The organism is Caballeronia sp. dw_19 (genome assembly GCF_018449515.1).
In the GTDB taxonomy this organism is placed as follows: domain Bacteria; phylum Pseudomonadota; class Gammaproteobacteria; order Burkholderiales; family Burkholderiaceae; genus Caballeronia.
The window spans coordinates 60,400-72,926 of the sequence record NZ_JAAVUQ010000040.1; the positions used below are offsets into that span (position 1 = coordinate 60,400).

Here is a 12,527-nt window from a genome sequence, read left to right on the forward strand (position 1 = left end):
AAACACAAATGGAAGATCGCGTCGAGCAGGACGAACCTACGCAAACCACGGCAGACGGACTGACGCGGCTCGCGACGAGCATCGTCGAATTGCTGGGCGAGCAGGCCATCGACAGCCGTCTGGGAGCCAAATTGCTCAAGCGGCTGGAAAAGGAAGCGAAGCTGGTGGAGGAATCGGGGCCGCAGCCGCTGAACAAGGCTCAAAAACGCAGTTTGCGCGACGCGCTGGACGGTCTCGAACACGCAGTGCGTCAGGTCGATGCAAACCTGTTGGTATCGGCGAACGCAAAACTACGCTCCACCGACGAATCTTCCAGCAAAAAGGCCAAAACAAAATCCTGAAGCCGCGCCGGCGTCGCCCTGCGAAGCCGGCGCGCCGCCGGTTTTAAGCGCATCCGGCTTTATCGGACAAGCGATCTGGCGGTTTTTTCATCACGTCGACATAAACCGCTTGCAGCAAATAAGCAAGATGGCGCGGAAAATGCTGCGTTTGCTGCACATGCATAAATCTGAGCGGTCATGGTTTCAGTCTCTTCTACCCCAAGCTGCGTGTTATGGACCGACCGGAATGTCGACGCGGACGCCGGCCGTTGGCGCATTCTGGTTGTCGACGACAACGCCGCCAGCGCCGAGGGCCTCGCTGCGGCGCTGAGCGCGGATGGTTGTGATGCGCGGTATGTGTTGAGCGGCGTTGACGCGCTGCAGGCTATTGACGGCTGGGTGCCGCACATTGTGGTGCTCGACATCAGCATGCCGGAGCACGACGGTTTTGCGACCGCGCGCGTGCTGCGCCGGATTTCCCCCACCCGGAACGCCGGGATCATCGCCTTTACGGCGCTCGGCGAGGATTACGTGCGCTCGAAAGGCCTCCACGCGGGGTTCGACGGCTATTGCCAGAAGGGCAACGCGCCCGGTGTCCTGGTCAGCCTGATCAGCCGGCTGGTCCAGGTTCACTGAACATTCCCCGAGAATTCAGTGGGGCGATGAGCGTCCGATTCGAATTTTTTTGATTTCGTCGGGTCAGGCCCTCTAAAAATCCTGCTTACCGCGACTTCCGGGTGAGCCTTTTACAGGCTCGCCCGCAGCGATTTTCCCCGATCTGGACGTCCTCCCATTATTGGTTTATCCCGAAAAGTGTATTGAACTTTATGGGGATAAAAAGCCGATAGTAGGGGTATACACTGCATTTCATTGACGAAGCAGCTACCGAAATAAGTTTGACCGCTGCGACGCCTTCTGAACCAGTCGAAGTCCAACGTATATCGGAGCTCAGCATGAAAAAGAATCTTCTCGCATCGTTACTCGTCGCCGTTACGGCTTCTATCGCAGTTCCGGCGTTTGCCAGCGGCTACGGCCCGGCACCTTCGTATCGGCCGTCGGTGGGTGCTCCGGCTTCGCAACAAGGCATGAACTTGCAAACCATCGCTGCTCAAAACAACGCTGATGCGAACGGCTACGGTGGCGCACGCACGTCGGTGTCGCAATCGGGCTCGAGCCGCGATCGTACGAACAACGCGCAACCTGTTTTCTCCGGTCAATAATCTCCGGGCTCCTACGTGCACGGCCGGCGCTACTCGCGCCGCCGTGATCGCGCCAAGCCTGATGGCCATGTAGTACAGAAACGCACAAACGCCCGCTGAACGAAAGTTCTGCGGGCGTTTGTGTTTGTGCGTGAAGAGCGACCGTTTCAGGTGCCTGTCATTTTGAGCGCATCGCGCATCACCGCCGCCAGTTCTCCCGCGGCAAACTTGGCCACATAAGCGTTCGCGCCTACTTTGCGCACATGCTCCTCGTTCGCCGACCCGGACAGCGAGGAGTGGATCACGACCGGAATGGCCTGCATGCCGGCGTTTGCTTTGATACGGCGTGTCAGCGTGAATCCGTCCATTTCCGGCATTTCGAGGTCGGTCAGGACGAGCGCAATTTCGTCCGCGGCGCAACGGCCATGCTTTTCCGCCTTGCTCTGCAAGTCTTCCAGCACGTTCCACGCTTCCTGGCCGCTCTTGGTCATGATGAACGACACGCCCATCGCGGTCAGGCTTTGTTCGATCAGGCTGCGCGCGACGCCGGAGTCGTCGGCGGCGAGCACTTTGGTACCCGGTTTCAGGACCAGCCGGCCAGTGCTTGATTCATTGATCTCCACTTCCGTCGACGGCAGCACGTCGCGCAGAATCTGTTCGACATCCAGCACTTGCGCGAGTCGCGAGCCGTCCACGTTGCCGTCGAGGCGCGCGAAGCTGGTCACCGTCCGTCCGCCCGAATGCGATTCCGCAGACAAAACCTGATTCCATTCCAGCCGCACGATGTCATCGACTTCCTCGACGGCAAAACCTTGCGTCGTGCGTGCGAATTCGGTGACCAGCAGGATCTTGAGACCGTTCTTCGGCTGGCAGCCCGTGACCTGCGCCAGATCGATCACGGGGATGATCTGGCCGCGGATATCGGCTACGCCAAGAATCTCCGGGTTTGCGCCGGCGACCACGGTGATAGGCGGCATGGCGAGGATCTCGCGCACCTTGAACACATTGATGCCATATAGCTCGCGTTGTTCGGAGTCCGGCGCTTCGCCCAGGCGAAACAGGAGCAGTTCGAACATGTTGTTGCCGGCGAGCCGAACCCGCTGTTCGATGTCGTGTTGTGAACTGCTCAAGGTGGTTCTCCTGATTGATTTATGCCGGGCTTCTAATTAGCCGGTTCTTGATTAGCGGCGCGGAGTGGGGAAACTGAAGCACTTTTCGGCCTGCTGTCGCGGGAACGTTTCATGCAGGGCAAGTCGCGCACGCGGCAGTATCGGGATAGACCCTTGGACGCATAAAAAGCAGTGTTTTCCAGCGTTCACGCGGCAGGTGTCTGGCCTATACTTTTTGAATGGGCTGGGTAATCTGGATGTAAGGCGCTGGATGTACGGCGAATGATTCAACGCGGTGGCTGGGGAGTGTCAGCCGACGTGCCGCGCTCTAAACGCCGGCTATCCAACCATGTGGAACGCCCGCTATCCGGCGGGCGGCGCGCGGTTCAACGGAGGCGTTCGATGGCAACAGTCGCACAAGTTCTTAATTCGAAATCCGATCACACCATCTTCACGATCGCCGATACGGCATCGGTCTACGAGGCCATTGCGATGATGGCGGAGAAGCACATTGGCGCGTTGATCGTGACCCACGGTGAAGCGATCGTCGGCATCATGACCGAGCGTGACTATGCCCGCAAAGTGGTGCTGATGGATCGTGTCTCGCGACAAACTCCCGTGCGCGAGATCATGACCTCGCAAGTGCGTTTCGTGCGTCCCGACCAGACCACGGACGACTGCATGGCCTTGATGACCGAGCGCCGCATGCGGCATTTGCCGGTGATCGATGGCGAAAAGCTGGTGGGCATGATTTCAATCGGCGATCTGGTGGCGAATATTATCTCCGAGCAGCAACTCACGATTCATCAACTCGAGGGGTATATACGAGGCGAGCACATGTAGCTTGCCCGGGAGGATGCAGCGCGGCGTGAAGACGCCGCGCTGTGTTTTATTTGTTGCCGCTGCGTGGGTATTTCATCATTTAAGAATCATCTGATTCCACCCTCCACAACACGCTTGCCATCATCAAGAGCGGCATACGCCGCCCTACAAGCGAGGGTGTGAATGAATAAGACATTAAAGTGGTCCCTGATCGCTGGCGCAGTCGTGATAGCTACCGGTGCGATCGGCGGAAAGCATAAGCCTGGCCCAGGCAACATGAACTCGACGTCCGGGTCTGCGCCGGCTGGAATTTCGCGCGGCGCAGACCCTAAGCCCGTGATCAACCAGCGCGGCGTGGCCTTTGCCCAAGCGCTGCTATCGGATGACATAGCGGACGCGCTCAACGGTGGAGAGTCCAATATCGGGTTGCCGAGCCTCGGCATCGACTACTCCGTGTCCTCGTTGCAGTTGGCGCGGGAATATAGCGACAACGGGGTCGCCGCTGACGCCAAATACAAACGCAAGCTTCTGTTGATCGGTGGGCGAATCAAGTCGATCAACAAGGACTTTTCCGACTCCGCCTACCTGTCGCTTCCCGGAACTGATGATTTTTCGCTGGTCCAGGCCCACCACGACGATGAGGGGGCGACCGATGCAGCCTCGTTCGTATAAGCGGAGCGCGAGCGTAACGCTCGTATGCACCGGCGCTGGCATGACCATCCAATCCATGCTCCGCGACTGCACGCCGGCCAACCGGTATGCGGCGAGGCTCGACAGAGAGCGGCGCGAAAAGTTGGCAACTTGGTTCGCTGACGGCGGGAAGTCGCCCGGCGACGATAAGAGCGGAACGGCGCTGGCGGCTATGTACGTCGCACGAAGGGCGATGCCGGACATGTCGGCGTGCGATCAAAACATTGGCGGCGCGGCTTGCCGTGCCGATCTGCAGCGTGCGATGAAAACCGGCGGTCCCGTAATGCTTGCTGAATGCAGTCGGATCAGACTGTGGTTGGACTTGCCCGAGGCGACGCCGCTACCGGGCAGCGCCAGCAATAAAAAATCGGCGGCCTGAGCAATGCCTCAAACCCAATACGGATTACCAAGAGCGCCCCGCTACGCTGATTTTCTGCGCTACCTGGTAGCTCACGATGTAAATAACGTGTGTAACTCGTGCAGCCAGCCGAACTGGGCCATCGGTCTACTAGCAGAAGGCGGGCCAACCTACCAGTGGTTCGGCACTTACGGATGGGACGCAAAAGCGCGACTGGAGCCACTCAACGTGATTGCAATGGAATGTACCCATTGTGGTTACATGCGGTTTTACAGCGCCAATAAGGTGGGATTTTGGATTGCGCAGAATCCAGCATGGACGTCATCAATATGAGTCGAAATAAGATTTTAGAATGGACCGGCAGCAACGCGGGACCCAAACAGCCAGTCAGTATTGACGATTTAGGCGGCGGCGGCGATGATGGCGGCATGGAACCTCGAATCGCGAAGCTGGAAGCAGGGCAGGAATTTATCCAACGGGACATCAAGGACCTGAAGGACGACGTACGTGCGATCCGCGGAGACATCAACGGTATCCGCACGACTGACTTTCGCCTCCTGTTTGGGGCCATCATTGCCGTGGCCGTAGGACTTGCAGGCCTGATGGCACGAGGATTCCACTGGATTTAGCCGGCCCGACTACGCTCTTTCTCGCCCCGCCATGTGCGGGGTTTTTTGTGCTCGCGCAGTTCTTGTCATCTTGCTACCTCACGTTCCTTCCGTCAAAGCCGTTCGTTCAATCTATTCGCAAGCTAATTGTATAGTTGTCAGGTGCTCCGCATGGGCCTGATCGCTCGGACCTGACGTCGACGCGTCCGATCCCTCTAAACGTCAACGGCCTGTGAAAGTTGCGACCGATGGCAAGATAAACTCGATCACCACGCCGCTCGAATTTCGCGTCGCCCCGGAGCCGCTATTCTGCTCAAGCCCGAGGCCGGCGTGGCCAATGCCAATCGCTTATGACCCTGCTGCTTCAGATTTCAGATCCGCACTTTGGCACCGAACAGCCACCGGCCGTGGCGGCGTTGCTGCGTCTTGCCAATACGTTGCAGCCCGATCTCGTTGTCATGTCCGGCGACATTACGCAACGTGCCAGGCGTGCGCAATTCAGTGCCGCGCAGGCGTTCGTCGAACCGTTCGGTGCAACGCCTTTTGTTGTCGTGCCGGGCAATCATGACATTCCGCTGTTCAACATATTCGCGCGCGTTGCACACCCCTATGCCAATTATCAGCGCGTGTTTGGAGACGATCTCGAACCTGTCTTCGAATCGGCGGAACTGTTGGTAATTGGCGTGAATACTACGCGGGCGTATCGTCGTAAGGATGGCGAAGTATCGGCTCAGCAAGTGGAGCGCGTGGTCCGCCGATTCGAACAAGCGACGGCACGGCAACTGCGGGTTGTCGTTACACATCAGCCTGTTGTGGCTGCGCGTGCCAAAGACATCAGGAACCTGTTGCACGGCCGCGAACATGCGATTGAACGCTGGTCGCAAGCGGGCGTGGATCTGATCCTGGGCGGTCATATCCATCTTCCGTATGTGGTGCCGCTGCATGTTGCGAACAAGGACTTGCCGCATCCGATGTGGGCCGTGCAAGCGGGAACCTCGTTGTCTTCGCGCGTGCGCGGGAACGTGCCCAATTCGGTGAACGTGATTGACTACGATGCGTCGCATACGGGCGCACGCCGTGCGATTGTTGCGCGCTGGGATTTCAATCAGGCGAGCGCATCGTTTGAACCCATCATGCAGCACGAACTCGACCTGGATAGCGAGTCGCTCAAGACTCCATTAGCGACGCTTTTATGAAATAGATCGAAGTGCGGTACACCCGCTTGTTTGAGGAATCGCACGTGGCCGGTGACCATGCACTGATGTTGTTCGTGGCGTCTCTCGTTCTTGCAATGGTCGTGGTATGGGGTGCAGGGTAGCTTGTACAACGCCACAGCTTATTGTTGTCACGACCGCAAGCAGCCGCGTGTTCCTGCGCGTACATGTCGTGGGTATTCGGAATAAGGTGTGGAAACGGGTTCTACTGTGAGGTCTCGGTTCAGGTCCCCACGGCTGACCAAAGCCGGAAATTAGGGTGACGGGAAAGGGGATTCAGCCGCGTCATTACGCTGCCCGTCCACTTGCCTTGATTGTTTCGAAAACCAGCGGCTTTCTGATGTACCTCCGCGGCCTCTACCCGCGAGCGCGTTCTTCAATGACATTCGCTCGTTGAACTTAAGCCGTGCTGCGAACGAAGGCAAGCAGCAACGTGTAGTCACCTTTGTCCGCGGCACGCAGTGCAGTTAGATATAGCGCGCGAGCGTTGTCGGCATTGACGAGCGTGCCTCCACCACCCCACGGAAAATGAGGCTCTCTCATGCTGCGCAAAAGTGCATCAGCCATCATCCGTGAGTGTCGGCCATTGCCGTTTGGAAAGGGGTGAATCCAGACCAGCTCACGGTGAAATCGGGCCGCTATTTCATCCGGCGGGAAGATTTTATTCTCAATCCAGTAGCGCACATTGTCGAAAAGATTTCGCAGCTTGACACTCACCTGTGTCCAATCACATCCGATGTTTTTATCGGACTTCCGGAATGTGCCGGCCCAGGCCCAGGTCTTATCGAACATTTTTTTGTGCAGGGTGCGGCAGAAATCCTCACTGAGCACGTCTGGCTGACGGGCACGGCGAAGCCATGTCACCGACGCCAGGATGTTCTCCTGCTCCCAGTCGTTAAGCTCACCCTTTGTGGTCAGGTGCGTTGGTTTTAGTCCGGCGATTTCGTCGGGGTCGAGAGGCGTTTGCCCCTCCTGTTCATCAAAATCTATCGCCATAGTGCCGACCATCGACCCCGAAGCAACTCTTCGGCTCGCTGCTCAACCTGTTTGCGAAGGCGGGCCGTAGTCGGGCGCTGGTCCTCCAAACTCATGGTGTGCGCTACCCCGCCGACCTCTTGCAGCGCAATGGCGCGCGCCCGTTCCGCGACCACTTGCGTGAGTGGCTTCCGGGGCACCAAAGCATAGACCAGCTCGCAGTCCAGCCCCTCTGCCAGCTTGCGCAATTGCCCAAGCGTGATTCGTTCATCCGCTTCCGCTTGCTCTGACTTGTGCAAAGTCGGCGCAGAGATACCCAGGCGCTCGGCCTGTTGCCGCTCAGTCAGCCCCAATGATTCTCGAATGAGCTTCAACCAGCCCCGAGGCGGCGCACGGCGCTTCGCCAAATCGGCATACGCTTCGGCCGATGTCTGAACTTGTTCAAGCCTGAGCTGGTTCATTCTCGAATTCATTTGTTTGCCTATAGGCTAACTAAAAACCTTGAAATGATAGCTCAGAGTGCAGCTATAACCAGTTTTTTGCTGCCCTATGATGCATCAAATAATTTCCATATGATAGCCTATAAGCAATCATTTATTCTGCACTTGCTGCACTATAAGCTATTGAAAAAAGCAAAAAAACAGCCCTCTTCGGAGGGCTGTTGAGTGCCGGTGACAGCGTAACGATGTGGGTATCCGGAACTTGGAAGTGGGACCCGTTTCCGCACGTTATTCCGGATACCCCATTTCGCAAGCGATGTGCTGGCAGGCTTTACGCTGGGAACAGTCAGGCTGGTGGCGTGTATCTTGAGCATCGAATCGACGCACCGGTATAGGCCGAGGCCAGGGCCGTCGCGGCATCAGTCCTGAGGGTGTATCGATAGTTCGGGAAAGCCGGTACGCGGATCCAGATCGCGTGAGAAGCGGACGCCGTCCAAACAAACGATCAGGATTTCCGCCGTCGTCCGCACTATGCATCCCGCCGATACATGGCCGCCGACCACGCGGCCTTCGGCATTCGAGACCGCCATGTGAAGATGCGCGCCGTCGGCTGAAAGTGAGCCGGCCAGCGTCAGGATTTCGAGGTCACCGGTGAGCCGGGTCGGCTGGTCGATGCCCGCGTAACGCAGGTTCGCCACGCTCAGGCTGCCGATGCCCTGCATCACGAACGCGGCGCCAATGGCCTGGTCCCGCGCGATTGTTTCAAGCGCAACACGCAGGTCGTCGCCGGGCATAAGGCGCACCGGAAGTGTTTGCATGAGTGAAGTCCCAAGGCTACGCGGTGTATCAATGATGGCATGATGATTCCGGCTTCGCACATCGCTCCCCAATCAAACTGACATTTCCCATGACAACCGAACTTCATATACTCGCCTGGACACTTGTCCTTGCCCTTATCCAGGTGCTGCTGCCGTCGGTGGTGCGCAGCCGAGAAACGGGCCTGGGACATAACGGCGGACCGCGTGACCAGCCGGGACCGCCCGTCGGCAAGGTGACTGGCCGTTTGATGCGTGCCCAGAACAACCTGTTCGAGACCTTGCCCGTATTCGCCATCGCTATCCTGATCGCGCATATGGCCGGCCGCGAAGGCACGCTGACGTTGTGGGGCGCGTGGTTGTACATCGTCGCGCGCGTGGTCTACCTGCCCTTGTATGCGGCTGGAGTTCCATTTCTGCGCTCGCTTGTATGGCTCGTTTCGCTTTTCGGCATCATCCTTGTTCTCGTCCCTATTATCTAAAACCATCTGAAACCGGAGTCCAGTCAATGACCGCTTTGCTCACCACCATCGACGTGGAAACCGCGCCGAATCCCGAGTTCGCCGTGATCCTGATGCACGGCCTGGGCGCCGATGCCAACGACTTCATCCCGCTGGTGCCCGAGCTGCGCCTGGGCGATCTGCCCGCTGTGCGTTTCGTCTTTCCGAACGCCACCGAAATGCCGGTTACCGGCAACAACGGTTATGTGATGCGGGCGTGGTACGACATTTTGTCGTTCGAAGGCGTGAACCGCCGGGTCGACGAAGCTGGCCTGAAGGCGTCGTGCGAACGGATTCGCGAACTGATCACGCGTGAGAACGAGCGCGGCATTCCGACTTCGAAGATCTTCCTGGCGGGCTTTTCGCAAGGCGGAGCAATGACCTACACGGCGGGGCTCACGCATCCCGAGAAGCTCGCGGGACTGATCGTGCTGTCCGGTTACGTGCCGTCGCCTGGTTTGATTGATGCGGCGTTCAGCGAAGCGAATCGCGACACGCCTATCTTCGCCGCACATGGCACGCAAGACCCTGTGCTGCCGATCGAGTTGGCTATTCAAGGCCGCGACTTCGCGCTCGCGCATGGTTGCAAGCTGGAATGGCATACCTACCCGATGCAGCATTCTGTCTGCGGCGAAGAAGTCGAGGCCTTGCGCGCGTGGCTAGGCGCAAGACTGGGCGGCTAAAGTGCCTTGAACAAGGTGTTTTTATACAACTCGAGCATTCCGGCTGCGTCCACGCCAATGCAGACCGACTGCGCCGGACGGTCATCCCAGTCCGGCGCGGGCACGCGCATGGTCGACGGTTTCTGTATCGTCTGACCGGTCGCGATACCGCTGGTGAGCACACGCACGGGACCCTTGCGCACCGTATAGAGATGCGGAGCCAGCACGTACGCCACAGCCGATGAATCGTGGACATAGATGCCTTCGAGTCCGGCGCTGTCCTGGTGGAACTGCGCGTAATGCCGCGATACGTCCCACACAAAACGGCCGGCCTCGCCTGCACCATCGCGAATCGATGCAAGCCATTGGTTCGGCATGATCGTGTTTTGCGTGACGTCGAGACCGACGAGCGTGACCGGCCACGCCGCGCCGAGCACGAGATCCGCTGCATCGGGGTCGCACAGGATGTTGGCTTCGGCTGCTGGCGACACGTTGCCAAGCACGCCGGCCGTACCGAACGCGCCGCCCATGATGACAACCTGCTTCACCAGCCCGGCAATACCCGGGTCGGCTTTCAGCGCGTGCGCCAGATTCGTCAAAGGACCGACCGCGATCAGCGTCACTTCACCGGGAAACGCGCGAACCGTATCGATCATGAACTGATGCGCGGGGCGCGCGTCGAGCGTTGTATCGGCGGGCTGGCCCAGTTCGATATTGCCAAGACCGTTGTCGCCGTGAATCCAGCCGAGCGGCGCAGGTGGCACGCGATGCAACGGCGCCGCCGCGCCGCGCGCTACTGGCACGCCGGGTGCAAAACGCGAGCGCAGGTAGAGCGCGTTAGCCGTGGTCGTTTCTATGGTCGCGTTGCCGAACACGCTCGTGATGCCAAGCAGTTCGATCTCGGGATGCAGCGCCTGGAACACGAGCGCCATGGCGTCGTCGACACCCGGATCGGTGTCGTAGATGACCTTGTGGATTGTCATAGGTAGAACGCGTCGGGCAGTTGTTCGCGGGCGGTAGTGTCGCGGATCGCGCCATTGAGATTGCCGAGGCGAATGCTCAACTCGGGGCCGCCCAGTTCAATGATCACCTGACGGCACGCGCCGCAGGGCGCAATGGGCCCGTCCGTGTCCCCGATCACGGCGAGCGCTGCAAATTGATCACGCGCATAACCTGCGGCAATCGCGCTGAAAAACGCCGTACGTTCCGCACAATTGCACAATCCATACGATGCATTCTCGACATTGCAGCCATCGAAAACACTGCCATCTTTTGTGAGCAAGGCTGCGCCGACCTTGAACCTTGAATAGGGTGCGTAAGCGCGTTCGCGCGCGTTCTTCGCGCGCTCGAGCAACTCGTCCATTGTCATGATTTTCTCCTTAGTTCAGCGTCAGGAACATGCCTGCGATCGTCGCGCTCATCAGGTTCGAGAGTGTGGCGGCGAGCACGACGCGCAGGCCGTAGCGTGCCACTTCCGCGCGGCGTTCCGGCGCAACCGCGCTGAAGCCGCCGGTGAGCACGGCGATCGACGAGAAGTTCGCGAAGCCGCACAGCGCGAAAGACAAGATCGCTATGGTACGCGGATCGAGCACCTGCAATCCAGCCGCGGCGACGCTGGCGGAGTCCTTCAAATACGGAGACAGCGACGCGTAGGCCACGAACTCGTTGAGAATGAGTTTCTGACCGAGGAAGTTGCCCGCGAGCGCGGCCTGATCCCAGGGCACGCCGATCAGATACGCGAGCGGCGAGAACACGGCGCCGAGCACGGATTGCATCGATACATTGGGGTCGCCGAACCAGCCGCCGATGCCACCCACAATCCCGTTGAGCAACGCGATCAGGCCGACGAACGCAATCAGCATGGCGCCGACCATGACCGCGATCTTCAGGCCGACGGTTGCACCGGAACTGGCCGCTTCGATCACGTTTGCCGGGCGTTTTTCGTCGAAGCTGAGGTTCTCGAGCGTGACGCGGCTGGCTTCGCTCGTGGGGTGGATGATCTTGGCGAACAGCAGTCCGCCCGGCACAGCCATGAACGACGCCGCGAGCAGGTATTCGACCTTCACGCCAAGGCCCGCATATCCCGCGAGCACTGAACCGGCGACTGCCGCCATGCCGCTCGACATCACGGCGAACAGTTCCGCGTTGGTCATGTCGCGCACGAACGGCTTTACGACTGCCGGCATTTCGCTTTGACCGAGGAAGATGGTGGTGACGGCTGAGAACGATTCGATCTTCGACACCCCGAGCAGCTTCTGGAAGATCGTGCCGAGCACGATCACGATCCAGCGCATGATGCCGAGGTAATAGAGCACCGAGATCAATGCGGTCACGAAGATGATGGCGGGCAGCACGCGAACGGCGAAGACGAAACCGCCGTTGCCGAAGAGTTCGAACATCTTCGATTGAACGAGACCGCCGAACAGGAATTCGATGCCTGCGTTGCCGTAGGCGAGTACGTGGTTGACTCCTGCTGCCGCAGCGGAGAGCACGCTTTTGCCGAAGGGCACGAACAGGATGAACGCGCCGATGCCGACTTGCGCCAGCAACGCGGGCACGACGGTGCGCAGGCGAATGCCGCGGCGATTGGTGGAGAAGATGAAAGCGATGAGCAGCAGTACGGCGATGCCAAGCAGATTGCGCGCGATCAGGGCCATGTCTCGTTGTTTATGTTTGTCGGAGGAATGGGCGGATGCTACGCCATGTGTGGGGTTTGGAGAATAGGGCGGGAGGGTTTGCTGGCGCGGGTGGGGCTTGGGGCGGGGTTGGGTTTAGGCGGTTAAGTGGTCGGGGTTTATGCCGGGGTGGTCGGTTT

Annotated in this window: 17 protein-coding genes; 10 read left to right on the forward strand and 7 right to left on the reverse strand. The window is 59.0% G+C overall.

Annotated elements, in window-relative coordinates; genetic code table 11:
• The first annotated feature begins 8 nt into the window (after positions 1 to 8).
• From HB376_RS33845 to HB376_RS33855, 3 genes are all read left to right on the forward strand, one after another.
• Positions 9 to 341, forward strand: coding sequence for a hypothetical protein (locus HB376_RS33845; RefSeq protein ID WP_213768014.1), 333 nt, complete (start codon positions 9 to 11; stop codon positions 339 to 341).
• A gap of 177 nt (positions 342 to 518) precedes the next feature.
• Positions 519 to 956: a response regulator gene (locus HB376_RS33850; protein ID WP_213768015.1), complete on the forward strand. Its 438-nt coding sequence runs from the start codon at positions 519 to 521 to the stop codon at positions 954 to 956.
• 317 nt (positions 957 to 1,273) lie between these two features.
• Positions 1,274 to 1,540 (forward strand): hypothetical protein, encoded by a 267-nt coding sequence (locus HB376_RS33855; protein ID WP_213768016.1) that lies wholly within the window; start codon positions 1,274 to 1,276, stop codon positions 1,538 to 1,540.
• 146 nt (positions 1,541 to 1,686) lie between these two features.
• Here HB376_RS33855 and HB376_RS33860 read toward each other — a convergent pair whose 3' ends face one another.
• A complete protein-coding gene (locus HB376_RS33860) occupies positions 1,687 to 2,649 on the reverse strand; it encodes a chemotaxis protein (protein ID WP_213768017.1) in 963 nt (320 codons plus the stop codon).
• A 381-nt stretch (positions 2,650 to 3,030) separates the two neighbouring features.
• Here HB376_RS33860 and HB376_RS33865 point away from each other — a divergent pair, with 381 nt between their 5' ends.
• The 5 genes from HB376_RS33865 to HB376_RS33885 all read left to right on the forward strand — a co-directional run bounded on the left by HB376_RS33865 (position 3,031) and on the right by HB376_RS33885 (position 6,302).
• Positions 3,031 to 3,471: a CBS domain-containing protein gene (locus HB376_RS33865; RefSeq protein WP_213768018.1), complete on the forward strand. Its 441-nt coding sequence runs from the start codon at positions 3,031 to 3,033 to the stop codon at positions 3,469 to 3,471.
• A gap of 162 nt (positions 3,472 to 3,633) precedes the next feature.
• Positions 3,634 to 4,122: an OB-fold putative lipoprotein gene (locus HB376_RS33870; protein WP_213768019.1), complete on the forward strand. Its 489-nt coding sequence runs from the start codon at positions 3,634 to 3,636 to the stop codon at positions 4,120 to 4,122.
• 40 nt (positions 4,123 to 4,162) lie between these two features.
• Entirely contained in the window at positions 4,163 to 4,519 is a 357-nt protein-coding gene (locus HB376_RS33875) for a hypothetical protein (protein ID WP_213768020.1), read from the forward strand.
• A 293-nt stretch (positions 4,520 to 4,812) separates the two neighbouring features.
• A complete protein-coding gene (locus HB376_RS41420; RefSeq protein ID WP_255631712.1) occupies positions 4,813 to 5,127 on the forward strand; it encodes a hypothetical protein in 315 nt (104 codons plus the stop codon).
• A gap of 329 nt (positions 5,128 to 5,456) precedes the next feature.
• Complete coding sequence (locus HB376_RS33885; RefSeq protein ID WP_213768021.1) at positions 5,457 to 6,302, forward strand: metallophosphoesterase; 846 nt, start codon at positions 5,457 to 5,459, stop codon at positions 6,300 to 6,302.
• 417 nt (positions 6,303 to 6,719) lie between these two features.
• Here the strand turns inward: HB376_RS33885 and HB376_RS33890 are convergent, their stop codons facing one another.
• From HB376_RS33890 to HB376_RS33900, 3 genes are all read right to left on the reverse strand, one after another.
• The gene (locus HB376_RS33890; protein WP_255631714.1) at positions 6,720 to 7,328 is read right to left on the reverse strand and encodes a mobile mystery protein B; all 609 of its coding nucleotides are present in this window, start codon (positions 7,326 to 7,328) and stop codon (positions 6,720 to 6,722) included.
• Positions 7,307 to 7,768, reverse strand: coding sequence for a mobile mystery protein A (locus HB376_RS33895; RefSeq protein WP_213768022.1), 462 nt, complete (start codon positions 7,766 to 7,768; stop codon positions 7,307 to 7,309). The genes HB376_RS33890 and HB376_RS33895 overlap by 22 nt, the downstream gene beginning before the upstream one ends.
• Positions 7,769 to 8,154: 386 nt before the next feature.
• Complete coding sequence (locus tag HB376_RS33900; protein ID WP_213768023.1) at positions 8,155 to 8,553, reverse strand: PPC domain-containing DNA-binding protein; 399 nt, start codon at positions 8,551 to 8,553, stop codon at positions 8,155 to 8,157.
• Positions 8,554 to 8,642: 89 nt separating this feature from the next.
• Here HB376_RS33900 and HB376_RS33905 point away from each other — a divergent pair, with 89 nt between their 5' ends.
• Both HB376_RS33905 and HB376_RS33910 read left to right on the forward strand, forming a co-directional pair.
• Positions 8,643 to 9,032 (forward strand): MAPEG family protein, encoded by a 390-nt coding sequence (locus tag HB376_RS33905; RefSeq protein WP_213768024.1) that lies wholly within the window; start codon positions 8,643 to 8,645, stop codon positions 9,030 to 9,032.
• A 26-nt stretch (positions 9,033 to 9,058) separates the two neighbouring features.
• Entirely contained in the window at positions 9,059 to 9,733 is a 675-nt protein-coding gene (locus HB376_RS33910; protein WP_213768025.1) for an alpha/beta hydrolase, read from the forward strand.
• On the opposite strand, the gene HB376_RS33915 is transcribed toward HB376_RS33910, so the two are convergent.
• The 3 genes from HB376_RS33915 to HB376_RS33925 are packed head-to-tail and all read right to left on the reverse strand — an operon-like array spanning position 9,730 to position 12,369.
• A complete protein-coding gene (locus tag HB376_RS33915; RefSeq protein WP_213768026.1) occupies positions 9,730 to 10,695 on the reverse strand; it encodes a nucleoside hydrolase in 966 nt (321 codons plus the stop codon). The two genes, HB376_RS33910 and HB376_RS33915, sit on opposite strands and share 4 nt — an antisense overlap.
• Entirely contained in the window at positions 10,692 to 11,081 is a 390-nt protein-coding gene (locus HB376_RS33920; RefSeq protein WP_213768027.1) for a cytidine deaminase, read from the reverse strand. Before HB376_RS33920 ends, HB376_RS33915 begins: the two co-directional genes overlap by 4 nt.
• 10 nt (positions 11,082 to 11,091) lie before the next feature.
• On the reverse strand, positions 11,092 to 12,369 hold the full coding sequence (locus HB376_RS33925; RefSeq protein WP_213768028.1) for a NupC/NupG family nucleoside CNT transporter: 1,278 nt from the start codon (positions 12,367 to 12,369) through the stop codon (positions 11,092 to 11,094).
• Positions 12,370 to 12,527: the final 158 nt, after the last annotated feature.